The organism is Chryseobacterium sp. C39-AII1 (assembly GCF_039672645.1).
Classification (GTDB): domain Bacteria; phylum Bacteroidota; class Bacteroidia; order Flavobacteriales; family Weeksellaceae; genus Chryseobacterium.
In genome coordinates this window covers 472,003-496,493 of record NZ_JBDFPQ010000003.1, presented here as the reverse complement: position 1 = coordinate 496,493, position 24,491 = coordinate 472,003, and the positions used below count along the sequence as shown (strand labels likewise).

Sequence of the window (24,491 nt, the reverse complement as noted above, 5' to 3'; positions counted from 1 at the left end):
AAAAACTAATAACTTTCTTATAGAGATGGGCTTCGTGAAAACGAAGCCTGTCTTGTTTTTTTGTAGAAGAGTCCTGAAAGGACGATTTAAAATAGAATCGGATGATAATCCGATTTATTAATCAAACAATAAACAAAGAGAACCTGATTTAAATTTTAAATCAGGTTTTATTTATTTTTCTCCAACCAATCTTCATAAGAAAGCACACCCAATTCAGGTTTTCCATCACCTTCCAAAATCGAAATAAATTCTAATTGATTTCCATCCGGATCATTAAAATATATAGCCAAAGCAGGCATCCATGCGAAAACCATTGGCTGAACACTTTCATTTTTTAGAAAATTATACGGTTTTAAATTTTTATTGTTCAAAAATTCAACGGAATAATTTAAAATATCTTCTTTATCGGCAGTAAAAGCAAAATGTCTGGTCTGCAAATTTTCTTTCTGTTCCCACAAACCCAGCATCGATTCCTTATTTTTTCCAATCCATAAAAATGCAATCGGACGGGTTTCGTCTCGGTGAGCCAATTCCAATCCCAAGACTTTTGTATAAAATTCTATCGCATTTTCCAAATCACTTACCTGAACATGCGTTTCATATAATCCTTTAATCATAGTTTAAAATTTTAATGAAACAAAGCTAGAAAAGAGATTTTCATAAACTTCAAATTGTTGATTCCTTTATATAAAATGAATAATAGATTTTTTCTAAACACAAATCCCACAAATACTTCACAAATTTCACAAAGAAATATTAGTGTGAGTCGTGTAAAAATTCGTGCAATTCATGTTCAACAAAATTTTTTTACAAAAATTCAACTACGCAAAAACATTGCGCAAAAGCATTCTTACTTTGCATCAGAAATCAGAGAGGAACTGATAATCCTCCAAAAATGTTTAACTAAAAAACAGTAACCATGAAATTTAATTTTTTAAGAAAATCAAATAGCGTAGTAGCGAATTATGAAGGTGCAAAAGCATATACAATGACACCTGCAGAAGAACTATATAGTGCTGTTGTTACAACAGGATTATCAAACTCAACCTATGAAAAAGGAAATGAAAGGTTGGCGAGAATCCGGTCTCTGATTCAGAAAAATGATCCTGAATTTGTTGCTAAACTAGCTGTTTATGCAAGAAAAGATATGTATTTGCGTTCCATTCCATTGGTTTTGACGACCGAATTGGCAAAACAGACTTCAGGTACAGATTTGGTGAGCAGAACCGTTGACGGAGTTATCCAAAGAGCGGACGAAATCACAGAACTATTGGCTTATTACCAATTGGCCAACGAAAGAACAGATTTAAAAAAATTGAACAAGCTTTCAAAACAAATTCAAAAAGGTTTGGTAAAATCTTTCAACAAATTTGATGAATACCAATTCGCAAAATACAACAGAAAAGCGGAAGTTACTTTAAAAGATGCCTTGTTCTTGGTTCACCCAAAAGCAAAAGATGAAAATCAACAGGCAATTTTCAACAAAATCGTAAACGATTCGTTGGAAACTCCGTACACTTGGGAAGTTGAACTTTCGGTTTTAGGTCAGACCAAATTTGCCGATGACGCAGAAAGAAAATTAGCTTTTAAAAACAAATGGGAAGAATTGATCTTCAGCAACAAATTGGGTTATATGGCGACTCTGAGAAATCTTAGGAATATTTTAGAAGCCAACGTTTCTCCGGAAGCGATGAACAAGGTGTGCAATTATTTGTCGGATGAAAAAGCCGTGAGAAATTCAAAGCAATTACCATTCAGATTTTTGGCAGCATATAAGGAATTGAAAAATATCGATTCAAAATATACCTCATCCATCATGGAAGCATTGGAAAATGCAGTGATGGTGAGTGCAAAAAACATCAAAGGTTTTGGTTTCGATACGTCGGTGGTGATCGCGGCAGACGTTTCCGGTTCGATGCAACAGCCTGTTTCTCCGAAATCTAAAGTATTGTTGTACGATATCGGTCTGTTGATGTCGATGATGTTGCAGTCACAGTGCAAAAATGTGATTTCAGGTATGTTTGGTGACACTTGGAAGAGAGTTCCAATGCCTAAAAACGGTATCCTGAGAAACGTAGATGCATTCTACAAAAGAGAAGGTGAAGTTGGTTACTCCACAAACGGTTATTTGGTGATCGAAGATCTATTGAACAGACGTGAAAAAGTGGATAAAGTAATGTTGTTCACCGACACTCAGCTTTGGGATAGCAACAGTGGTAGAAATTCTTTCGAAAATTCGTGGAATCAATACAAAAGTTTCAATCCGAATGCAAAATTGTATATTTTTGACTTGGCTGGTTACGGAAGACAACCGTTAGATGTCAGAAAAAATGATGTATACCTTATCGTAGGTTGGTCAGACAAAATTTTCGACATATTGAATGCTTTGGAAGACCGAAAATCAGCGGTAGCAATGATAAAAAAAGTAGTGCTGTAAAAGGCACTGCTTTAAAATATAAGTTATAAGTCATAAATGATAAGTGATTTTCAAATTGGATAATTACTTTTATTTAGGAGCTTAATCCCGCTTTCCACTGTATATTTTGTTCCGCTTCGCTACACAAAAGGATGCCGTTACAATCGGGGCTAGAAAAGAAAAACTGTACAAAATGATTCGATTTATTAACACAATAGAAATTTCGCCATTAAGGTATCAAAAAGAAGATGCCGAACTACCTGAAATATCTGATCCTCATGATTCGGAAGAATGGTATAATGAATGGATAAAATCACAAACGATATTAAAGCTAGATTTCGATGCTATAGAAAAAGGATCATGCTTCGTTGATACAGAAATTATTGATGATGAAAATCTGCAAATCATTCTAACTGAATTTTTAGAAGAAATAGATTTGGATGATTTTGAAGATAGTATAATATCGTTCAACGGAGGAATTGTTTTAATGGAAAACGAAAAAGTTTTAATTAAACCAATGTGTTGCGGAGATCTCAGAGATATTTCAGAATGGAGAAAAATTTTTGAAAACTCTTCAAAAGAATGGACAGTGTTACAAATTGGACATCCTTGGGTTTTCTATAAAAAAGAAAATGGAAAAGTTCAATTTTCAGATTATACAGAATTAAACTTAGAAGATTTTGTCAGTATTAAACCTATTTTCGAAATTGATGAAATGGAATTAAAAATAGAGTTTGATAAAATAAAAGATCATCCTGTAAATTTTAAAAATAAGGTTTTAAAAATCTTGAATTCAATGAAGTTGAAAAATGCAGAATCAATTTCAGAAATAATTGCTGGAATAAGAAACTAAAATTTGTCATTCACAACGAAATGCAATGAAGTGAAGAATTTATTATGAGATTGCTTCGTCGCTTCGCTCCTCGCAATGACATAAAAAGAATAGTTGTAAAAACGACCTAGGAAATGGAGGCGTTAAGAAAATTTTAAAAATTTCCGTTAAAAAATATCCACTGTTTGAACAAGCGTTGGGAAAAGCAAGGCGTGAGTTTGGAGATTTTAAGAAGTTTTTTAAATTTTTAGCCGGAATTTCCAAGTCTTGAACTTTTGGTTCTTTTGCTTCAAGGCAAAACGAACAAAAACAAAAAAATAACAACGTAAAAAGATTGCGCACTAATACAATAATTTTGCTTCAACAAAAAACAATAACCATAAAACTTAAAAAAGAACAATCGATGCCGTAAGAAAAGAATTCCTTCGATTTCCACTTGAACAAGAGTCTTTTCGCTAGATTGCTCGATTTAAACTGACCAATGTCGTTATCTTAAGAGTTCCATCGTCAAACTTCCAATTTGAACAACATTCAAAAACTCTTATAGCTTGTTACTTGGTTTTTAATTAAAAAAACAACTGCGTAAAAAGAATGCGCACTGAGGTGATAATTTTGCTTCAACAAAAAAATTATAATCATAAAAACTTAAAAAAGTAAGTGTCGTAAAACAGAGTTACTTCGGGGGACAGCAATACAGGTTCGAATCCTGTTTCTTATTTGAGAATGGCGTAATGGTATCGCTCTGTCGATAAGTCTCTGTTTGATTTTTCACCTTACTTAAAAATAATCGATGCCGTAAGAAAGAGTTACTTCTACTTTACATTGAACTTAAATCTCTTTTTAAACATTGCTCGATTTTAAAAATTATTCTACAAGTGCCGTGGATAAAAGTTACTTCGATTTTATACAAAGGTTCGAATCCTTTCGCCGAAAGGTGTGGTCGAGTGGCTAGACGAGTTTTAAGACAGCTTTTATTAATATTTGCCTTGTATTTTTTAGAAATAAAACGATTAAAAATAAAATCAAGTGTCGTTTTAGAATCATACTTCGATGTTAAATATTTGTGTCGCAGGTTCGATTCCTGCCTTCTCTGTTGTAAACGAGATGTAGCTCAGATGGTAGAGCAAAATGTACGGAAGATTCTGCCATTTTTACCTTGATTTAAAAAAACAAAGAGTGCCGTAGAAAAGGCTTACTTCGAGTCAGAATTTAGACCTCAAAAATCTAAGAAAAAGTGCAATTTCCTGAATAATAGTAAGGATCGGGTGCATGTCTGTCTTTTCGCCTTTTGCCTCTTTTTCATTAAAAATTTAAAAAATATGTCAAGTGTCGTAGTATAGAAATGCTTCGATTCCAGGCTTAAGATGCAGGTTTGAGTCCTGTCTGCGAAAGCAGTCGTCTAATGGTAAGATGTAAGCGTAAGTGTCTGTACGAAAATTACCTTGATTTAAAATAAAGAGTGCCGTTAGAGAAAACTTACTTCGGTTAATCTTATGATGTTGGTTCGACTCCAGAATAGATATGAAAATGATCTATATAAAGAGTTTTCTCGTCTTTTGCCTCTTTTTTAATTTAAAATTTATAACAAATAAGTGTCGTAGAGAAGGGTTCCTTCGTAAATATAACGGTTCTAAGGTAGCGTAATTCGGGTGACCGAACTAGCGAAGTTGGGTTGAAAACCAACCGGGCAAAAGTTTTCGCAAGAAAACGTAAGTCTCTTGTAGATGTCGAATTGCCGGCTCACTGCCCAAAATGGGTAAAAGCGGCGCTCTTAAAAGAGCACACTCTTTTCGCCTTTTACCTTATTTGTTTTTAAAAACATAAACAAGTTTCACGAAATTATTTCATTATAAATCAGTTATATTACTAAACATAATAAAATGAAAATACCTGAAAATTTTACAGATTTTTTATACTGGATTAAAGATCGCACAGAAAATATTTGGTCGAGCGAAGATTGGAGTGAACATGGATTTTATGGTGCAAAATGGCAACCACTTACCGACCAACAAATCGATGAGGTTGAAGAAAAATACGCTGTGAAATTTAATGATGAACATAGAGAATTTTTAAAAGTTTTACATGCTATTGATAAGAAAGAAATTATAGAATATGAAGATGAAGGTAAAATTATTACTGAAGAAAGTACTTTTTTCTACAATTGGTTGAAAGATGATGAAGAAATTAGAGATAGGCTTTACGGGCTTTCGGATTGGTTGTATTCAGATGTTGAAGGATTGAATAAAGTCTGGCTAAAATCGTGGGGTAAAAAACCTTCGTCTAAGGAGGAGAGAATAGAGATTTTTCGACAGTGGTTTTTGAAAATTCCACAACTCATTCCTATTCTTGGTCACCGTTTTGTAGTAAACGAACCTAATTTAAAATGGCAACCGATACTTTCTATGTGGGGTTCTGATATTATTGTCATGGGATGGGATTTTAGAACTTACTTGTTAAATGAAATCAGAAGTAATCTTGGTATTTACGAAGACGTTTTTGATGAGGAAGATCAAATGTTTTATCCAGAATTATTACCTGAAGTACAAGAAATTTTTGATGAAAATTTTAAATACGACGAGACAAAAGACGTTCCTTATCTTAAAGAAATGATGCTTTATTGGTCTTCTGGTTGGTCAAGTTTTGGGATAAGTTATCATCCAAAAGAAGCAAAAGTACATCCTATTGTAAAAACATTTATTGCGGAAGAAGAAATTTAAAAAATAAAAACAAGTGCCGTAAAATAGTGTTACTTCGCTCATCACGACGGGGTCGCGGGTTCGAAATGCACAGCATTCGTGAATACAAAAAATAAAATATAAAAGAGCAATGAACAATCTCGCCTTTTCCACAAAAAAAACACAAAATCTAAATAGGAAAAGTAGCTCAGTGGGTTAGAGCACGACTCACTTTTTGGTTGTTGCCTTGTTTAAAAATAAAAGTGACTAAGAGAAAAAATAAATCGTGAACATTTTGAAGGGGAGGAATAATGAAGTCGGTAATACCGGCAAGATTATCCGGTTCGACTCCGGCATCACGCTGCCCCAATTATTTTTTTCGATTGTGACCTTTTATAAAAGAAGCCGGATGAAAATTTCATTCGGCTTCTTGATTGAAAGATATTAAAATAAAATGTTGAATGCTGTTTTAAAATAAAAAGGCAATACTCAGAATATTGCCCTTGTTTTCATTAATAAAAATTTTTTTTCATTGTGTGTTTTTAGTTTTTGAATTTTTGTTTTTGGCAAAATTCAATTTCATCATTTGTGTTCGGAAAATCAATCTAAAGGTTAATTTTTATATTTTCAATTGTGTTTAGATTTAGTCAAATTTTTTTAGAAAACTTATTGAATTTTCTTTATCATCATTTGTGTTTTTAATTATACACCTTTTGTTGATTTACCTGTGCAAATAGATTAAAAAAATATTTCTTAACAAAAAAAACAGTATACTATTCTTATACTATTTTAAATTAATTATTTTATTTTCAGTGTTTTATATTCTTTGGGTTGATTTTTTTATTAAAAATGAAATAAATTTAAATTTATAGATCAATTGAAATTATCTGAGAATTATTTTGAGCAATAAAATTTTTCTTTCAAAAAAAATTAATAGTAGAAGAGCAATCATAAATTGAGTTTAGTTCCGCTCGGTTCTACTATTAATTCATCATTTTTTGTGTGTTTTTAAAATTTTGATTATTTACTAATCAAATTCATCATTTGTGTTTTTGCCCTTATTATAGAATATTAGAAAATTTTTATTGTTATTTGTGTTTGTGCTTTTTTATCTAATTAATTTTATTTATTGTGCTTTAAAAATTTCGTCAAATGCATTGATTTAATTTTCTGATGCAAAGAGAATGAAATTTAGCTTTAATTCAAAAAAAATAGCATACCATCAGTATACTATTTATATGTAAGTTTCTTGTTTTTAATGTTTTAATTTATTTTTTTTGAGTTTGTGTTAATTCTCTCAACCAAATCCCCATATCTTTTTCTTTTGGAATATTGAATTTCTTACGAAGATTTTGCTTTCGGTTTCGTACAGTGTTTATCGATTTTGATGTATATTCTGCAATATCTTTAATGGTAAATCCTAAAAAAGTATAAGCACACAAAACCAACTCAGAAGTTCTAAGCCCTGGGGAATTTTGAAGAATTTTTATTTGAAATTCAGGATAAATTTCCTGAAAATATTCATAGAATTTAGGATCATTACTTTTGGCTAAATCTATAATATCGGTGTAGGCTTTATTTATTTTTTGTTGCAGTTCTTTGGTTTCTGTGTTTTTCTGATCAATAATTTCGTCTTTTTTCTGAAGATTGCCTTTTACTTCGCTGATTTGATTTTCTTTATGTTTTAGGTTTTTATAAATTAAGCGGGAAAATATAAAAATGAGCAGAATTATAATGATAATAAGGAAAAAGATTAAAGTATAGTGTGTTTTTTCTTTTGTTTTATAAAAATTTTCATGATCACTGAGAATTACTTTTAGAGCTTCCTCTATATTTTTTTCTCTTTCCAAAAGAAGTTTATGTTGTAGATCGGTATATATTTTTTTGTATTCAGATTGCTTTTTTGTGTCTCCAAGATTACCATACAAGTCAGAAATTTTCTTGTATAAACTGTTATTGTGAAAATGATAAGGGGCAATTGATTGGTCCTTAATATTTTTGATTGCTTTTTCATAAAAAGAAATAGCCCTTTTGTATTGCTTTTGCCAGGTAAAATAGTCTCCAAATGACGTATAATCCTGAAAAACAACCGGATCTTTATATTTTAAATTAATTTTGAAGCTTTTATTAAAATAGTAGAGTGTAGAATCTGGCTTTTCGTTATCCATAAAATCCGTACCCATATATCGATAATAGTCTGAAAGTTCTAAATGAATTTGCCTTTCAGGAATTTTTTTTAATTCATCGTAAGATAATTTAGAATAATATAATGCAGAATCTGGTTTTAATGCTCCAAGATTTAAGTAGGTTCTTTGTTTTAAGATAATGGCTTCTCTATTATTTTCATTCTTTAAAAGCTTTATGATATTAGGAAGCTCTTTAGTAAACTGAGAATTTAATCCCAAACTGTAGTAATTGAAAGCTTTTACTTCACTTACCTGAGCTTGTAAAAGGTTGCTTTTTTTTCCATAAGGCTCATTTAGTGCCTTATTAGCATAGGTAAAACTTTCTTTCTGCATTTCTAGAAAGGAGAGTGCTCTCGCCATTGTATAATAACTCTGTGTTATTTTTTCTGAATTTTCGGCTTTTTGGGAAAGAATAAGTGCGCCTTTTGCGTATTTCAGTTGATCGAGATGTTTAAATTTTTGTCTGCTGATTTCTGCTTTTTTTAAAAGCTCATCAATATTTTTAGTATCATTATTTTGACAGAAAATAAGACTAGAAGAAAAAAAGAAGAATAGAAAAAGAAAATATTTTTGAAAGCTTCTCTTGAGCATTAAATAATTATTCGTCATGAAGCTTTATTGTGTTTTTAGTTATAGCTTATTTAGGCAAAAGTAACAAAATATTGACTTAATTTACTGTATTATTAAAATTATTGTTGATTACTTTTGTTGAGATAAAGAGTAAAAAGTAGAAAGGTAACATCGAAAAAATATTACCTTTTTCTACTTAAATTTTTCATCATGTTGTGTTGTTTGTTGTAGTCAAAAAAATTGGGGCAATTTCATGAAAACAACAGTTTAAATTTACTCTCTGAAAACTTTATTGTTTATTGTGTTTTTTATGGTTTGTTTTTAATTGTTTGTGTTTTTATTCGGTATTATTTTCGTTTTAAATTTTAAACAAATAGATAAAAAAAATATGTAAACACAAAAAAAGTAGTATACCATTTGTATACTACTTTTGGTTAATGTTTTGATTTTTAAATATTTATGTTTTATTTATTCTTTTGGATAAATAGTATTGTTTAACCAATCTTCCATGTCAGTTTCTGTGGGAATACTGAATTTTTTGCGCAAATTCTGCTTCCTGTTTCTGATGGTATTGATTGATTTAAAAGTGTATTCGGCAATATCTTTAATGGTAAATCCTAAGAAAGTATAAGCACATAAGATGAGCTCGGTAGTTTTCAAGCCCGGAAAATTTTCCAGTAATTTTTTCTGAAACTCCGGATAAACTTCTTGAAAACGAAAATAAAATGAAGGATCATTATTACGCGCCAGTTGCATTACCTCTTTATAAGCATCGCCTATTTTTTGCTGAAGCTCTTCTTTTTCGATACTTTTTTGAGAGATCAATTTTTCCTTTTCTTCTAAGGTACTGGTAACTTCTGTGATGAAAGTTTCTTTGTGTTTCAGATTTTTGTGTAAAATTTTATAAATAATGATAAATAAGAGTATTAGTATAAAAACTCCTGCAAAAATCATGGTATATTTTCTTTTTTGAGAAGAATTGTATTGATTTTCCTTGTCTTTTAGAATTATATTTATAGCATAGTCCATATTTCTTGCTCTGTCTGCAGAAATTTTGTTTTGGTTTTCGTTATAAAGCTTTTCATATTTTGTCTTTTTTTCGTTATTGCCTAAAATACCGTACAATTCAGACGTATCCTTATAAATTTTAATAAAACCCATGATATTCATCGATTTTTTATCAACTTCTTCTAAAGATTTTAAATTAAAATCAAGCGCTTTTTTGTAATCTTTATTCTGATGATAATATTTCCCTAAAGACATGTAGGATAAAAAAAGACTGTAATCATTATATTGTCTTGATACGTCATAGCTTTTTTGAAAATAATATAATGCAGAATCATTTTTTTTCATTTTAAGAAAAGCATTTCCCATAGAAATATAATGATCTACGTAGTTTGCGTATGCTATATATTCTGGCAATTTTCGGATCTCCTTTTCTCTCTTACGATAGTAAGCAAGTGCAGAATCAGGATTATCGTCATCAAAATAGAGATGCCCGATATTGCTGTATATTTTTGACTGTAATTTTATGGCAGTGGTGTCTTTTCTTCCTTTTAAAAGCTTTAAAATATCATCAAGCTCTTTTCTTCCTTCAGATTTTAATGATAAGGCATTGAAATTATAGGCCTTTATATCTTTAAATTTAGCCTGCAAAAGCGGATCGCCTTTTGTGTAACTTAATTTGAGGCCTTCTTCTATAGCTAAAAGACTTTCTCTTTGCAATTCTAATGAGCTTAAGGCACGAGCGATAGAAAATGTACTTTCTGCGATTCTTTCTGGATCATTTATTTTTTTTGCTAATACATTGGCTTCCTTAGCATCCTCCAGCTCAAGAATATTTTTGTAATTTTTATGATTTTTGTATGCACGAAGGAGTAGCACATCGATTTTTTCTACTTCATTACTTTGGCAAATCGCGTGATTTGACAATAAAATGAAAAGTAGCATGATGCTATTTTTTAAAATATAATTTGTTCTAATCATAAAACTTTGCCCCATAAAGTTGTGATGAATGATTGTTACAAAAATATAACTCTTAATTTAATAAATACTAGATATAATCCATGATTTCACTAGTTTATCATTTTTTTGCTAAAGATTTAAGTTTACATCTAATATTAACGAATAAAATGATGCAAATTGTACAAAGTGTAATATGAATTTACGTCAAAAAAACAAGTTGTTAAGTTTATTTTAAAGCATAAAAGCGAGAATCGATTAAAAAAATCAATCAATTTGAGAAATGTAAACGAGAAAGGAATTAAGATTTGAAATTTATATGAAAAAGGATAATACTAAAGTATTACCCTTTTGTCATTTGTTTTTCATCATTGTGATGTAGTCTGTTTTCTTTCAGATTTTTTCATTTGTGTTGTTTGGAAAAAGAAATTTGAAATTTAGGGCAATATTCAAATTCCTTGATTTTCATTCTTATTTTTAGAAAATTCTAGGGATTAATTTTTCTAATTAAAAGCTTGAGGTTGTGTTTTTTTCATCATTCGATTTTTGTGACCTTACTTGTAAATCCGTGTAATTTTCTGATACAAAGAGAAACAAAAATCACTGAATGACAAAAAAAAGGAAATACCATTTATATACTATTTTTATTTAATGGTTTAATATTCAGTATTTTAATTAATTCTCTCTTTGTGGATTAATAAAATTTCTTAACCAAAATCCCATATCTTGCTCCGTCGGTATGTTGAACTTCTTACGAAGATTTTGCTTTCGGTTTCGAATTGTATTGATCGATTTGTAGGTGTAGTCTGCAATATCCTTTATAGAAAATCCTAAAAATGTATAAGCGCAAAGTATTAATTCTGAATTTCTTAATCCGGGAAACTCTGTCAGCATTTTTTTCTGAAAATTAGGATATGCATTCTGAAAAATAAAATAAAAGTCAGGATCATTGTTTTTTGCCAATTCTACTAATTCTGTGTAAGAATGGTTGATTTTTTGTTGAAGTTCTTCGGTTTCCTGGCTTTTTAGATTGATAATTTTATTTTTTTCCTGTAAAGTATGTGTAACTTCTGAAATAATGTTGTCCTTGTGCTTAAGATTTTTTCGCAAAACAATAAAAACTAGGAAGAAAATTAAACTTAAGGCAATAATTCCAACTAAAATATAAATATATTGCTGTTTATTAGATTCTTCTTGATCTCTTTTTTGGTCTTTTAAAATTACATGCAAAGCATAATCCATATTATGATCTTGCTCTTTTTGAATTTTTGCATTATTCTTGGCAATTAAATTTTCATATTTTTCGTACATCTCTTTATTGCCAAGTTTTGCATAGGTATAAGAGATTTGAGCATCGATAAATGCATAATAGCTGGGTTGATAAATGTAATGCTGCATATTTTCTTTTGCTTTAAGAAAATAATCTAATGCTTTTTGGTAATTATTTTTATAGATGTAGTAGCTGCCAAAGCCTTTATATTGCTCATATAATACAGGATCATTGTATTTCTTCTTAAGTTTCAGCGCTTTTTCAAAATATTTAAATGCCGAATCAAAATCATTTCTTTCTAAATAATTACCTCCCAGATAACTGTAATGCTCGCAGATTGCATTAAAATATTTTTGTTCTGGTAATTTTTGTAATTGTTTGGCTTGTAACTGAATATAAGTATAAGCTGAATCTTTATCAGAAGTCATTTGGGCGAGATTAGCATACGTTCTTGCTCTTATTTCGTAGGCTTCTTCACTATTTTCATTTTTTAGAATGCTAAATATTTTATTGAATTGAAAGATACCCTGTGACTTCAGATTCATGAATTTATAAATGTATCCCTTAAGTTCGGTAAATAGAGAACTCAGTAAAGGGTCTTTGGAATATATCCGTCAGATGTTGCTGAATTAATGTGTGCTAAACTTTCTTTTTGAAGCCCAAGATTAAATAAAGAACGCGAAATGTAGTAAGAACTTCTTGCTTTTCTTTCGCTGTTGTTTATTTTTTTCGCGAGAATATTAGCCCTTCTTGCTGTTGTGAATTCGTTAAGATCTTGAAATTTTTTATTAAAATAATCTGCCTTTTTCAGCAAACTATCAATTTGTTTCAGATCTTTATTCTGGCAAGATATATAGCCTGAAAAAAGAATCAGGAGTAATAAAATGCTTTTTTTTATTTGTGTTTTCAATGGCATCATCATTATTTTTTCCTTCAAAAAATATTATGATTAATGCCAAAATATTCTACTTCAAACATTAGTTTTTGAATAGAATATTTAATAATTTTTTTCGAAGGTTTTAATTAAAATAACCTAAAAATTAATAGGAACAGGGCAATATTAGGATGAAGATATTACCCTGTTTGCTCCATTAATTTTCATCTTGTGTTTTAAATACAAACTTAAAATTTGGGGCAATTTCAGATTTGTATTTTTAATAGAAAGTCTTTAGGCTAATTTTGATGATATGTTTTTTTTTCATCAAATGTTTTTAAAAGGTTATCAAAATTCATCTTCCAACTTTCTGATACAAATAGAAAAAAAATTAATCAAAACACAAAAAAAATAGTATACCATTTGTATACTACTTTGGTTTAATATATTGATATTTAATAATTTATTAATTCTCCTGATTTGGATTAATTAACTCACGAAGCCATATTCCCATATCTTGTTCTGTTGGAATATTGAATTTTTTTCGCAAATTTTGCTTTCTGTTTCGAACAGTATTTACAGATTTGTAGGTATATTCTGCCACATCTTTTATTGTAAAGCCAAGATAAGTATAGGCACAAAGAATAAGTTCTGAGTTTCTTAAACCCGGAAATTCTTTTAGCATCTTTGTCTGAAATTCCGGATAGACTTCTAAAAATCGAAAATAAAATGCAGGATCATTATTCTGAGCCAAATTTATGACTTCATTATATGCGTCATTTATTTTTTGTTGAAGTTCTTTTGTTTCTTCATTTTTTTCGGAAATTATTTTTTCTTTTTGCTCAAGATGTGTTGTCACCTGGTTTATTTCAGATTCTTTTTGTTTTAGTTTATTTCTTAATGTTCTGTAAATGAAAAGAAGTGAAATAAAGAGTGCTAAAACACATAGGGAAATCCATAAATAAATCCTGTTTTGTGATTCTTTTAATTGGCTTTCGTTGTCTTTTAGAATAATATTAAGTGCTTTTTCTGTATTTTTTATTTTAAGCTCATTAGCATCTCTTATTTTTTGATTGTATTTTTCTTGATATTCATTTTGAAGCTGCTTATTTCCTAAAATTCCATATATGCTAGATATTTCTTCATAAACAAATAAATAAGGTTCAATATTTACTTTGCTTTCTTTAATATTATCCAAGCTTTTTAAGTAAAAATTCAAGGCTTTTTGATTTTCCTTTTCTGCTTTATAGTAATCACCAAAGCAAATATACTCCATGAAAACTGAAGGATTTTTATGTTTAATTTTAAATTGATAAGATTTTTGATAGTAATAGAGTGCAGAATCTTGCATTTTTCTTTCACGAAAAACATCACCCATGGCTAAATAGCACTCCGGAAGCCTTATAGCTTGAATTTCTTTTGAGAAGCCATTAACGAGATTATAAATTTTTTTATAATAATGAGCAGCAGAGTCTAGTTTATTTTCTGTCTGATAATAATTTCCAATATTACCATAAATGCTGGTAATTGTTCTTTCGGAGTCTCCGTCTGTTCTGTTCTCTAAGAGTTTTACGGCACCAAATAGCTCTTTCATACTCTGAGAAGTGAGCCCAAGCATAGAATAATTATAAAATTTTAATTCTTTTATTCTCGCCTGAAGAGGTATGTTTTGCTTAGTATAAGGTTCTTCGTAAGCTTTATTAGTGAAAATTAAACTTTGCTTTTGTAACTCTGGAGTTAATGTTAATAGAGCCATTTCATAATAGCTTTTTGCTTTTCTTTCAGAATTTCCGGTTTTTTCTGCTAAGCTGCTGGCTTGCTTTGCATACTGTAAAGCATCTATATTATTATATTTGGCTCTGCTATTAAAACATTTCATTAAGAGTGCATCTATCTCTTTAATGTCCGCGTTTTGAGCGAATAAAAAACTTGAAAAAAAAATAAAAAATAATTGCAGACTGTTTTTTGTAATCGTATAAATCATATTAACTTTTGCCCCTTAAAGCCTTTGATGATTATGGTATTGTCGAATTACAAAAATAAGATAGTTTTTGAATTGAACAGCTATAGAATTGTGATTGATTTTTGTTTATGCATATTTTATTCGCTATTATTCGGATAGATTAGGTTTTTTAACCAAACGCCCATATCCTTATCCGTAGGAACACCAAATTTTTTTCTGAGATTTTGTTTTCTGTTGCGTATTGTATTTACAGACTTGAATGTATATTCTGCAACATCTTTAATGCTAAATCCTAAAAATGTATAAGCACAGAGTATAAGCTCGGTATTTCGTAGTCCTGGAAAATTTTTTAATAGCGTATTGTGAAATTCCGGATAGATTTCCTGAAACCTAAAATAAAATGCAGGATCATTATTTTTTGCAAGTTCTATTAATTCATTATAAGTATCATTAACCTTAATTTTTAGCTCTTTGGTTTCTTGGTTTTTTTCGAAAATTACTTTTTCTTTTTGTTCAAGAGTAGTGGTTACTTCGGAGATCTTTTCTTCTTTCTGTTTTAATTTTTTTCTTAAAACTCGATAAATAAAAAACAGACTTAAAAATAAAATTAAAATACCTATCGACAATAAAGTGAAGCTTTTATTTTGATGTTGTGAATTTTCTGTTTGTTGATCTTTTAGTATGGCTTTCACAATGAAATCCATATTTTTAGCATTTCGACTTTCATCGTTTCTTACTTTTGTTTCGAAGATTTCTTTATATTTATCTCTATTAACATTGTCTCCGAGAATTTCATAAAGTTCCGAAATATTTCTATAAGTTCTTAATGCATAGGGATCTGCTGCGGGCTGTTTTTCTTTTAAAGATTTTAAATAATAATCTAATGCCTGTGGGTACTGATCTGTACTGTAAAAATAATCTCCCAAGGCTTGGTATTCTGTTTGTAAAGTAGTTGCTTTATATTTTTTTGAAATAGCGAGTGCTTTTTTATAAAAAATTAAGCTCTGATCATAATTATCTTTTTTATTTTTTTCGTTTATTTTATCGTTGTCATTTTTTTTAATGCTGATCGTCCCAAGGCGAATATAAAAATTAGATAAATCACTATAAACCAATCGCTCGGAGATTTTATCAAACTCAAATTGAGTCAGTTTATAATAAATATAAGCGGAATCAAAATCTCCTTTTGTATTTTCATAATAACCGCCAATCTCCCTATAAATCTGTGCTTTAGTAATATTCGATTGGGTATTATTATCTTTTTCAATAAGTTTTAATGCACCAAATAACTCTCTGATATCTTGAGAATATAGTTCTGCGGTATAATAATTTGCAGATTTTACGATTTTAAGTTTTGCCTGAAGGAGTTTATCACTCAAAGTATATTTTTGTTCATAAGCTTTACTGATATAATAAAGGCTTTCTTTTTGAAGTCCCATTTCAGACGAAATGAAAGCGAGTTGATAGTAACTTTTTGCTATATCTGCGGAATTCTCTGCCTTTTGTGAAATGGTTTTTGCTTCTAATGCATAGTTAAAGGCTTTAATATTTTCATAATTGTTATATGATTTTTGAGATAAAGTCAATAACTTATCTACTTTTTCATGTTTTTTTTCTTTACATGATGCAAAAGATAATATTATCAACAGAAGAATATTATTTTTAAGCAATCGTGTAATTTTAATCATCTCAGTTTTTTGGCGATCCTTTATCATATAATTACAAAAATAAGATACTTTTTCTATTAAATAAAAAACCGATAAATTACTATTTATCGGCTGTTATTTTTTCCAGATCTTCTTCAAATGTTTTTTTCCATTTGGCGATCGTAGTTCTGCTTATTTTATATTTTTTAGACATATAACTTGTTGAAAAACCGTGCTTATGCTGATATTCAAGCAGTCTCAGCATCGTTTTTTTGTCATACGTTTTAAGCTTTTGATTGTCTCTTTGGCTTTCCTTAGATTGTGTGAATATCTTCTCATTAAAATTTAATACATCTTCCGTCGTATTCAATTTTTTGAGGAGTTCTTTAATCTTTGGGTCTTTCAGCTTATCCGGGTGTTCCAGCTTAAGCATGTCATGATAAATTTTGGTGTAATTGGGTCTCATATCCTAGCTGTGTGTGTTCTATTCTACATCATTTCTTTTCTGCAACCATCTGTGTAATGTGCTTTTAGGGATAGAATATTCTTTAATAACCTCCCCTTGAGTCATCTCTCCGGATAAAATTCTTTTCATAATAAAATCCTTGATTTCCTGCGTATAAATATTCTTTCTGAAATAAGGAATTTTTTCAGATTTCTGAGGGTTTTTATGTACCGCAGAAGGCGGAGCATAAAGAATAAGGTGAGAACTGTAAAGTCTGAAAAAATCATACTCTAATAGTTTACAGAATCTCAGCAGAATTTCTGTATCGATAGATTTGCTTTTGTAAACATTTTCAATAAATTCTTCATCTTTATTTAAAAAATTACATATTCTTTCAATAGTAATTTCTTTTTCGTCTACTCGCTCTTTTATAAAATGTCCTATATGTATCTCTTTGTATAGCATTGTGTATGTAATGTTTATCATTAAACAATATACATTAGATCAATAGGTAAGCCAATCTGTTTTATTCAGATAAAAGTTTTTCTTCCTTTATTGTTGATATAAAGAAAAATTAGAATTATGATTTATTTTATTCAGTGTAATGTATAATGATTAGATATGATAATATATCCAAAGAATTACTCTTAAATACATCCTAAGAGTCCTATTCGTATTGTCGTGAGCGATCATCCTTTCATTTAATCTCGTAAAATTTCATATTTCCAAACTCTTCCCCATAAGTCTGAATTACATCTTACCTATTAAAGCTCTCTCATGTATCTTATATAATTTTTAGTTGTTAATTTTTCCCTTTAATACTGTGATTGCAGCAATTTATTTTTTCCGTCAAGATTTTATTGATAAAAATTAACCAACATTTGTTCTTCAAATATAAAAAATCCTAATTAATAACTACAAAAAAATATATTAAAAAAAACGTTAAAATTAATATTATGTTAAAAAATATACAATAAATGGACGTTTGCGTGAAATAAAATATAGCTTTTGTGGTATTAATTAAGAAAATTTATTTTGTGTAAATTATTTTAAACTCTCTACATTTGTGGTTCAGTTTTACACATGAAATTATTCGACTTTTCTCAGAAAATTAATTATAAAAACGAGTTGTTGGCAGGGCTTACCGTGGCAATGACCATGATTCCGGAGTCGCTTTCTTTTGCCATTTTGGCGGGGCTTTCTCCATTAACGGGGCTTTATGCTGCCTTCATGATGGGATTGGTCACCGCGATTTTCGGCGGACGTCCCGGAATGGTTTCCGGTGGAGCAGGAGCGACCATCGTTGTTTTAATTGCTTTAATTAAAGCTCACGGGGTAGAATATCTCTTCGCAACCGTTATTCTTGCAGGTATTTTTCAGATGTTGGTGGGAATTTTTAAACTCGGAAAATTTGTAAGATTAATCCCACAACCTGTAATGTATGGTTTTCTGAATGGTTTGGCTGTCATTATTTTTATGGCTCAGGTTGAACAATTTAAAATAACCGATGCAAATGGAGTTGTAAGTTGGCTTCAAGGTACAACCTTATACATAATGTCAGGGTTGGTTACTTTAACTATTGCGATTGTTTACTTTTTTCCTAAAATTACAAAAGTAGTTCCGGCTTCTTTAGTTGCTATTTTAATAGTTTTTGGAATCGTTTTAGGTTTCGGAATTCATACAAAAACCGTTGCAGACATCGCTCACATTAGCGGAAGTTTTCCAACTTTTCATATTCCAAGTATTCCTTTTTCACTGGAAACTTTACAAATTATCTTTCCTTATGCCTTAATTATGGCTGGAGTCGGTTTGATAGAATCATTATTAACATTATCAATGGTTGATGAAATTACCAACTCAAAAGGAAGCGCCAATAAAGAATCTGTTGCTCAAGGTTTGGCGAATATTACCAATGGTTTCTTAGGCGGAATGGGCGGTTGTGCTATGGTTGCCCAAACTTTAGTGAATTTAAATGCAGGTTCCAGAGCCAGACTTTCCGGAATTATTGCTTCTATTACGATTTTAATTATCATCTTAGTTGGAGCGCCATTTATCGAAAGAATTCCGATGGCAGCTTTGGTTGGCGTGATGATGATGGTTGCCATCAGTACTTTTCAGTGGGTTTCGATTAGAATTGTAAACAAAATGCCAAAATCCGATATTTTTGTTGGAATGACGGTGGCTTTAATTACGATTGTTCTTCACAATTTGGCATTGGCTGTTTTGGTTGGAGTGATAATTTCAGCCTTAGTTTTTGCGTGGGATAATGCGAAAAGAATTCGTGCCAGGAAATATATCGACGAAAATGGTGTTAAATATTACGAAATTTTCGGACCATTATTCTTCGGCTCTGTCACAACATTTACAGATAAGTTCGATCCTGCAAACGATCCGAATGAAGTGGTCATTGATTTCAAAGAAAGCCGAATTGTAGACATGAGCGCCATCGATGCTTTGGATAAATTGTCAAAAAAATACAATCAGCTCAATAAAAAACTTCATTTAAAACATCTAAGCGAAGACTGTATCAGAATGTTGAAAAATGCAGAAGCTGTCATCGAAGTCAATATCCAGGATGACCCGACGTATAAAGTAATGCCTGAAAGGTAGGAGAGCTTTTAGGGTTTGAAAGTAGGAGAGTTTTGAAGGATGAATTAGGTTAGAGTCCTGAAGGGACGATTTAGGATAGAATCGTATGTAATGCGATTAAAAACAAGGTCATATTAATCGTCTTAGAAAATCAGCGCAATCCGCAAAATCAGCGCGAGAAAAAAACGTTATAAACCCAAACAAGGACTGCAAAATAAAATTTACAGCCCTCGTTCTTTAGGTTACTAATGTATTTGCAATGAAATCAGGCACCAAAGCATAGTGCGATAATTTCATGCTGATCGAAGCTCTACCGCTCGTCAACGTTCTCAGATCAGAAATATATCCAAAAGTAGAAGCCAAAGGAACTTCCGCTGTGAAGATTTTTCTTCCTGATTTTTCATTAATCGAAGTGATCATTCCTCTTCGTTTGTTGATATCCGCCGTCACAACGCCCGTATAATCTTCAATGGTTTGAATTTCAACTTTCATAATGGGTTCCATTAATTTAGGTTTACAAGATTTTCCTATTTCTTTGAAACCATCTCTTGCTGCCATTTCAAAATCAAAGGCATGAGAATCAACTTGATGAACGGATCCGTCCAGAAGCGTAACTTTCATACTTTCCAAAGGATTTCCACTCAAAGCTCCGTTTTCCATCGCTTCTCTGAAGCCTTTTTCAACAGACGGAATAAATTCACTCGGAATCACACCACCTTTAATTTGATTGATAAATTCCAAACCGATTTCATGATCCTCTCGAGGTCCAATTTCAAAAGTGATGTCGGCAAATTGTCCGCTTCCACCGTTTTGTTTGGAAAGTTTTTCTCTGTGTCTTCTGGTTTCCGTTAAAATTTCCTTGTACGAAACTTTCGGTTTTCCTTGATTAATTTCAATTCCATGATTCAATCGGATTTTTTCTAAAGTCACTTCAAGATGCAGTTCTCCCAAACCACTTAACAAAGTTTCTCCCGTTTGTCGGTCTCTTTCAACAATCAACGACGGATCTTCTTCCTGAATTTTAGCTAAAACCAAACCGAAAGATTTTTCATCAGCATTCGTTTTCGGCTCAATCGAAACACGGATAACAGGAGCAGGAATTGTGATGGCTTCAAGCAAAACAGCTCGTTCAATGGATGATAAAGAATCACCCGTTTTCGCATCTTTTATCCCTGTCAAAGCAACAATATCTCCCGCTTTTCCTTCTTCAATCGTTAACGTTTTGTCCGACTGCATCTGCAAAATCCTCGAAATCCTGAAACTTTCACCTGTTCTTACATTCTGAATTGTGTCACCGGATTTTATACTTCCTGAATAAATTCTAAGCATTGCCAATTTCCCCATATGTTTATCAATTACAACCTTGAAAACCAATCCTGAAAAAGTTTCTTCTTCATTTCTTTCAAGCTCGATCGTTTCTTCCGTTTTCGCATCTTTTCCTTTAATAGAAGGTAGTTGATTTGGAGCTGGAAGATAACTTACAATTGCATCAAGCAAAGGTTGAACACCTTTATTCTTAAAAGCAGAACCGCATAAAACAGGAACCAAACTCCTTGCCTGACAAGTTCTTTGAATTGCTTCAAAAATCATTTCCTCAGAAATTTTATTCTCAGAATTCATAAAAGTTTCAAAGAAAATTTCGTCACATTCTGCCAATGTTTCCATTAGCTTTAATCTGAATTCATCAGCTTCAGCTTGGTAATTTTCAGGAATGTCTTTTTCAACAATCGTTTCTCCATTTTCATCGATCCAATACAAAGCTTTTTGTTTGATTAAATCGATAACGCCTTCAAATTGGTCTTCAGAACCAATCGGAATTTGCAAAGCCAAAGGAACTGCATTCAGTTTGGTTTTGATTTCATTCACAACAGCGAAGAAATCGGCTCCGATTCTGTCCATCTTATTAATGAAACAAATCTTTGAAATTCCATGTTTCTCAGCTTGAAACCAGACGTTTTCCGTTTGTGGCTGAACTCCTGAAGAAGCACAGAAAACCGCGATAACGCTGTCTAAAACTCGTAACGAGCGTTCAACTTCCACCGCAAAATCAATGTGTCCCGGAGTGTCGATGATATTGATATTGAAAATGTTATCATCCTTTTTCCATTGCGTGGAAATTGCTGCAGATGAAATCGTAATTCCTCGGTTTTTCTCCTGAATGTCTTTATCCATCGTCGTATTTCCATCGTCTACGTTTCCAATTTTGTGGATCATTCCAGTGTAATAAAGCAATCTTTCCGTTAAAGTCGTTTTTCCTGCATCGACGTGTGCTATGATACCTATATTTCGTGTGTTGTATTTCATTTTGTTTAATTTAAATTGTTGATTTTTAAGGTTGTTCTGAATTTTAGGCACAAAAATTCCCTGTCCTTACGTTTCATTTTTGTAAGAAATTGAATTTTACTTTCGTGAAAAATATCAGATCACCTTTTCGAATAATTGAAAAGCTGAAAGTAGGGTAGCAAAAAAGACCTATCTGAACAGATAGGCCTTCGTTATATTTTTTGTTTTATAAAGGTCGATCGTTATTCAGATAAATATTCAGTGCTACCAAAGTACACAGCTCTGATAGGATTGCTTAAAGAAATTATATTTATCATTTTTGTTGACATTGTTGATTGTTAATCGGTTGCGAAATTAGAAAAAATATTTTAACAGCAAAAACTTTTTTTGATTTTTTTCAAAGGACAAAAAATTGACAAATATTGCATTGCTACATTCGTTCAGCAAATGATATCAGAAAATTTTGGCTGAGTGAAACGCCTTTGCGAACGAAAAATATACATAATGATTTTCAAGAAAATCTTTGCGAGCATTGCGTTAAAAAATGATTGGTATTTAGTTCAAATTATAAAAATATCTTAAAACACAAAACTACATTTCTACATTAATTTAAAAATTCTATCTTTGGAAAGAATTGAAATGATTCGGCTAAAAAAACTAACGATGAAAAACTTGAAATCAATTAAATCTTTTTCAAGAAAAAGCTAAATAAAAATTTTAACTTATAAGGTTTGAAAACAGATATCGACATCCACAATCACTCACATTTTTCTTTTGATTTGTGGCTTACTTTAATAAAATCTCACCCTGAATTTAAAGCAAAAAGAGTTGAGCTTTTTTCCTCATTTTTTAATGTGGAAAAACCGATTGATGAAGTTGCGAAAACGGTAAAATATTACGACGATTTGTGTAATACCATTAATGAAGTAATTGGTGGGAATGTAGACACTTTTGAGATTTATTTATTGATTTTAAATTCTCTAAATGTAGATGTAAAGCAATTGAATAAAGATTTTTTAAGCGAATTTTATCAAAAAAGTGAAGATCTTTTTTTAGAATATAGCCCTGTTGTGATATTTGAAAATATTCATGATTTTTTTGATGAAATTAAAAATCAAGGAAAAACGATAAATATTCTAAGCAATACAGGTTTTATCAAAGGAAAAACGATGCGTAAATTCCTTATTAATGAGAATCTGGATCAATACATCGATTTTCATATTTATTCTGATGAAATTAATTGCTCAAAGCCGAATCCTCAGATATTTCAGGAAGTGAAAAATTTAATTAAAAATCAGGATTTAAGTTTAAATCAAATTTTGCACATCGGCGATAATCCGATTGCAGATTATAAAGGGGCGAAAGATTTTGGTTTCAATGCACATTTATTAAAACACTAACAATAAAAGATGAATAAAAGATATAGTTTACATCACATTCATTCGGCGGATGAGTTTACATTTTCGCCCGCAGAATACAGCTATTTTAAGTACGGAGATAGGTCGTTTGCACAAAAATTTGCAAAGGAATTGTTTACTGGGTTTATTGCTTCTCATGAAGAAATTCTGAACACAGATCAGCAGATCGTTGTGTTGCCAAGTCCTTACATGGCGATTCCGACGGCTTCTAATTTCCTGTGTTTTTACTTTAAAAAGCATCTTGATTTTTATCTTTTTCAGAAAGGAAAAAAATCAAGCATTTTATCAAAAATCAATAGAAATCATACCTATACAACAGATTACGGAAATCTAAGCTTTGAAGATCGTAAAAATCTGATAGCCAATGATACTTATTATCTGGATAAGGATTTTCTTAAAGGAAAACTTTGTATTTTTATAGATGATATTAAAATAACGGGAAGTCATGAGTTTACCGTGAATAAAATTTTGAATGAATATAATGTAGAAGGTGATTTTTTATTCATGTATTATGCTGAACTGATGAATTTTGAGCTGGATCCAAAGATTGAAAATTTCTTCAATTATTATGCGGTGAAAAACGTAGAACACATTGCAGAAGTCATGCTGAAACCAAGTTTTCAGTTCAACACAAGGATTGTAAAATATATTTTGGGCTTAGATTCAAGTAATTTTGATTATCTTACGTCTAAAGTAAAAAAAGAACAGATGGATGATTTGCTGGAACAGGCAATCAGTAATAATTACCATCTCATAAAAGAATTTGAAAATAATATAAACACTTTAACGCAAACAGAACTAAATTATGGCTATTAACTTACAAAAAGGACAGAGAGAAAATATAAATGCACCAAAATTTACTGTAGGATTGGGTTGGGACACCAACAATACTTCTACGGGAACGGGTTTCGATTTAGACGCATCTTTATTTTTGTTGGGAGAAAATAAAAAGTTAATTTCAGATAATCACTTTATTTTTTACAACAATTTGGAGTCTCCGGATAAAGCGGTAGTTCACTCTGGTGATAACTTAACAGGTGACGGAGCTGGAGATGACGAGCAAATTAAAATCGATTTAACTAAAATTGATGATGCTGTAAAAGAAATCACTGTTGTTGTTACCATTCACGATGCAGATGCCAGAAGACAGAACTTTGGGCAGGTGAGAAATTCTTTCATCAGAATTTTCAATACAGATACGAACGAAGAAATTTTAAAATACGAACTAGACGAAGATTTTTCTATTGAAACCGCTGTAGAATTCGGAAGAATTTATAACAGAAACGGAGAGTGGAAATTTGAAGCAGTAGGCGCGGGGCAAAGAGAAGGTCTTGAAAAATTTGTATCAATCTATCAATAATT

At 30.8% G+C, this 24,491-nt stretch carries 17 protein-coding genes; 7 read left to right on the top strand and 10 right to left on the bottom strand.

Features of this window, described 5'->3' with window-relative positions; translation table 11 throughout:
* Positions 1 to 167 precede the first annotated feature (167 nt).
* Positions 168 to 617 carry a VOC family protein gene (locus tag ABEG63_RS07925; protein WP_346584058.1) on the bottom strand — a complete coding sequence of 150 codons (450 nt, stop codon included), beginning with the start codon at positions 615 to 617 and terminating at the stop codon, positions 168 to 170.
* 302 nt (positions 618 to 919) lie between these two features.
* Here ABEG63_RS07925 and ABEG63_RS07920 point away from each other — a divergent pair, with 302 nt between their 5' ends.
* The 3 genes from ABEG63_RS07920 (at position 920) to ABEG63_RS07910 (ending at position 5,965) form a co-directional block, all read left to right on the top strand.
* The gene (locus ABEG63_RS07920) at positions 920 to 2,437 is read left to right on the top strand and encodes a TROVE domain-containing protein (RefSeq protein WP_346584057.1); all 1,518 of its coding nucleotides are present in this window, start codon (positions 920 to 922) and stop codon (positions 2,435 to 2,437) included.
* Between the two features lie 172 nt (positions 2,438 to 2,609).
* Positions 2,610 to 3,269, top strand: a complete 660-nt coding sequence (locus ABEG63_RS07915) for a hypothetical protein (RefSeq protein ID WP_346584056.1) — start codon at positions 2,610 to 2,612, stop codon at positions 3,267 to 3,269.
* A gap of 1,859 nt (positions 3,270 to 5,128) precedes the next feature.
* Complete coding sequence (locus tag ABEG63_RS07910) at positions 5,129 to 5,965, top strand: hypothetical protein (protein WP_346584055.1); 837 nt, start codon at positions 5,129 to 5,131, stop codon at positions 5,963 to 5,965.
* A 1,226-nt stretch (positions 5,966 to 7,191) separates the two neighbouring features.
* On the opposite strand, the gene ABEG63_RS07905 is transcribed toward ABEG63_RS07910, so the two are convergent.
* The 8 genes from ABEG63_RS07905 to ABEG63_RS07870 all read right to left on the bottom strand — a co-directional run bounded on the left by ABEG63_RS07905 (position 7,192) and on the right by ABEG63_RS07870 (position 17,304).
* Entirely contained in the window at positions 7,192 to 8,718 is a 1,527-nt protein-coding gene (locus ABEG63_RS07905; RefSeq protein ID WP_346584054.1) for a hypothetical protein, read from the bottom strand.
* Between the two features lie 429 nt (positions 8,719 to 9,147).
* A complete protein-coding gene (locus ABEG63_RS07900) occupies positions 9,148 to 10,629 on the bottom strand; it encodes a tetratricopeptide repeat protein (RefSeq protein ID WP_346584053.1) in 1,482 nt (493 codons plus the stop codon).
* Between the two features lie 687 nt (positions 10,630 to 11,316).
* Entirely contained in the window at positions 11,317 to 12,456 is a 1,140-nt protein-coding gene (locus tag ABEG63_RS07895; RefSeq protein WP_346584052.1) for a hypothetical protein, read from the bottom strand.
* Between the two features lie 41 nt (positions 12,457 to 12,497).
* Positions 12,498 to 12,821: a hypothetical protein gene (locus tag ABEG63_RS07890; RefSeq protein ID WP_346584051.1), complete on the bottom strand. Its 324-nt coding sequence runs from the start codon at positions 12,819 to 12,821 to the stop codon at positions 12,498 to 12,500.
* A gap of 430 nt (positions 12,822 to 13,251) precedes the next feature.
* Entirely contained in the window at positions 13,252 to 14,664 is a 1,413-nt protein-coding gene (locus ABEG63_RS07885) for a hypothetical protein (RefSeq protein ID WP_346584050.1), read from the bottom strand.
* 221 nt (positions 14,665 to 14,885) lie between these two features.
* Complete coding sequence (locus ABEG63_RS07880; RefSeq protein ID WP_346584049.1) at positions 14,886 to 16,436, bottom strand: tetratricopeptide repeat protein; 1,551 nt, start codon at positions 16,434 to 16,436, stop codon at positions 14,886 to 14,888.
* Positions 16,437 to 16,515: 79 nt separating this feature from the next.
* Positions 16,516 to 16,860, bottom strand: coding sequence for a helix-turn-helix domain-containing protein (locus ABEG63_RS07875; RefSeq protein WP_346584048.1), 345 nt, complete (start codon positions 16,858 to 16,860; stop codon positions 16,516 to 16,518).
* Between the two features lie 18 nt (positions 16,861 to 16,878).
* Positions 16,879 to 17,304: a transposase gene (locus ABEG63_RS07870; protein WP_267404070.1), complete on the bottom strand. Its 426-nt coding sequence runs from the start codon at positions 17,302 to 17,304 to the stop codon at positions 16,879 to 16,881.
* Between the two features lie 618 nt (positions 17,305 to 17,922).
* On the opposite strand from ABEG63_RS07870, the gene ABEG63_RS07865 reads away from it, so the two are divergent.
* Complete coding sequence (locus ABEG63_RS07865; RefSeq protein WP_346584047.1) at positions 17,923 to 19,449, top strand: SulP family inorganic anion transporter; 1,527 nt, start codon at positions 17,923 to 17,925, stop codon at positions 19,447 to 19,449.
* A gap of 216 nt (positions 19,450 to 19,665) precedes the next feature.
* On the opposite strand, the gene fusA is transcribed toward ABEG63_RS07865, so the two are convergent.
* Positions 19,666 to 21,732 (bottom strand): elongation factor G, encoded by a 2,067-nt coding sequence (gene fusA, locus ABEG63_RS07860; RefSeq protein WP_346584046.1) that lies wholly within the window; start codon positions 21,730 to 21,732, stop codon positions 19,666 to 19,668.
* A 710-nt stretch (positions 21,733 to 22,442) separates the two neighbouring features.
* On the opposite strand from fusA, the gene ABEG63_RS07855 reads away from it, so the two are divergent.
* From ABEG63_RS07855 to ABEG63_RS07845, 3 genes are read left to right on the top strand one after another with little or no spacing between them, the layout of a single operon-like run.
* Complete coding sequence (locus ABEG63_RS07855) at positions 22,443 to 23,111, top strand: HAD family hydrolase (RefSeq protein WP_346584045.1); 669 nt, start codon at positions 22,443 to 22,445, stop codon at positions 23,109 to 23,111.
* 9 nt (positions 23,112 to 23,120) lie between these two features.
* Entirely contained in the window at positions 23,121 to 23,945 is an 825-nt protein-coding gene (locus tag ABEG63_RS07850; protein WP_267404063.1) for a phosphoribosyltransferase family protein, read from the top strand.
* Positions 23,935 to 24,489 carry a TerD family protein gene (locus ABEG63_RS07845; RefSeq protein ID WP_267404061.1) on the top strand — a complete coding sequence of 185 codons (555 nt, stop codon included), beginning with the start codon at positions 23,935 to 23,937 and terminating at the stop codon, positions 24,487 to 24,489. Before ABEG63_RS07850 ends, ABEG63_RS07845 begins: the two co-directional genes overlap by 11 nt.
* The last annotated feature ends 2 nt before the right edge of the window (positions 24,490 to 24,491 follow it).

Bases quoted from the DNA above. Each gene is read 5' to 3' on its own strand.
- ABEG63_RS07925 (WP_346584058.1), bottom strand. From the start codon at position 617: ATGATTAAAGGATTATATGAAACGCATGTTCAGGTAAGTGATTTGGAA.
- ABEG63_RS07920 (WP_346584057.1), top strand. From the start codon at position 920: ATGAAATTTAATTTTTTAAGAAAATCAAATAGCGTAGTAGCGAATTAT.
- ABEG63_RS07915 (WP_346584056.1), top strand. From the start codon at position 2,610: ATGATTCGATTTATTAACACAATAGAAATTTCGCCATTAAGGTATCAA.
- ABEG63_RS07910 (WP_346584055.1), top strand. From the start codon at position 5,129: ATGAAAATACCTGAAAATTTTACAGATTTTTTATACTGGATTAAAGAT.
- ABEG63_RS07905 (WP_346584054.1), bottom strand. From the start codon at position 8,718: ATGACGAATAATTATTTAATGCTCAAGAGAAGCTTTCAAAAATATTTT.
- ABEG63_RS07900 (WP_346584053.1), bottom strand. From the start codon at position 10,629: ATGCTACTTTTCATTTTATTGTCAAATCACGCGATTTGCCAAAGTAAT.
- ABEG63_RS07895 (WP_346584052.1), bottom strand. From the start codon at position 12,456: ATGAATCTGAAGTCACAGGGTATCTTTCAATTCAATAAAATATTTAGC.
- ABEG63_RS07885 (WP_346584050.1), bottom strand. From the start codon at position 14,664: ATGAAATGTTTTAATAGCAGAGCCAAATATAATAATATAGATGCTTTA.
- ABEG63_RS07880 (WP_346584049.1), bottom strand. From the start codon at position 16,436: ATGATTAAAATTACACGATTGCTTAAAAATAATATTCTTCTGTTGATA.
- ABEG63_RS07875 (WP_346584048.1), bottom strand. From the start codon at position 16,860: ATGAGACCCAATTACACCAAAATTTATCATGACATGCTTAAGCTGGAA.
- ABEG63_RS07870 (WP_267404070.1), bottom strand. From the start codon at position 17,304: ATGCTATACAAAGAGATACATATAGGACATTTTATAAAAGAGCGAGTA.
- ABEG63_RS07865 (WP_346584047.1), top strand. From the start codon at position 17,923: ATGAAATTATTCGACTTTTCTCAGAAAATTAATTATAAAAACGAGTTG.
- fusA (WP_346584046.1), bottom strand. From the start codon at position 21,732: ATGAAATACAACACACGAAATATAGGTATCATAGCACACGTCGATGCA.
- ABEG63_RS07850 (WP_267404063.1), top strand. From the start codon at position 23,121: ATGAATAAAAGATATAGTTTACATCACATTCATTCGGCGGATGAGTTT.
- ABEG63_RS07845 (WP_267404061.1), top strand. From the start codon at position 23,935: ATGGCTATTAACTTACAAAAAGGACAGAGAGAAAATATAAATGCACCA.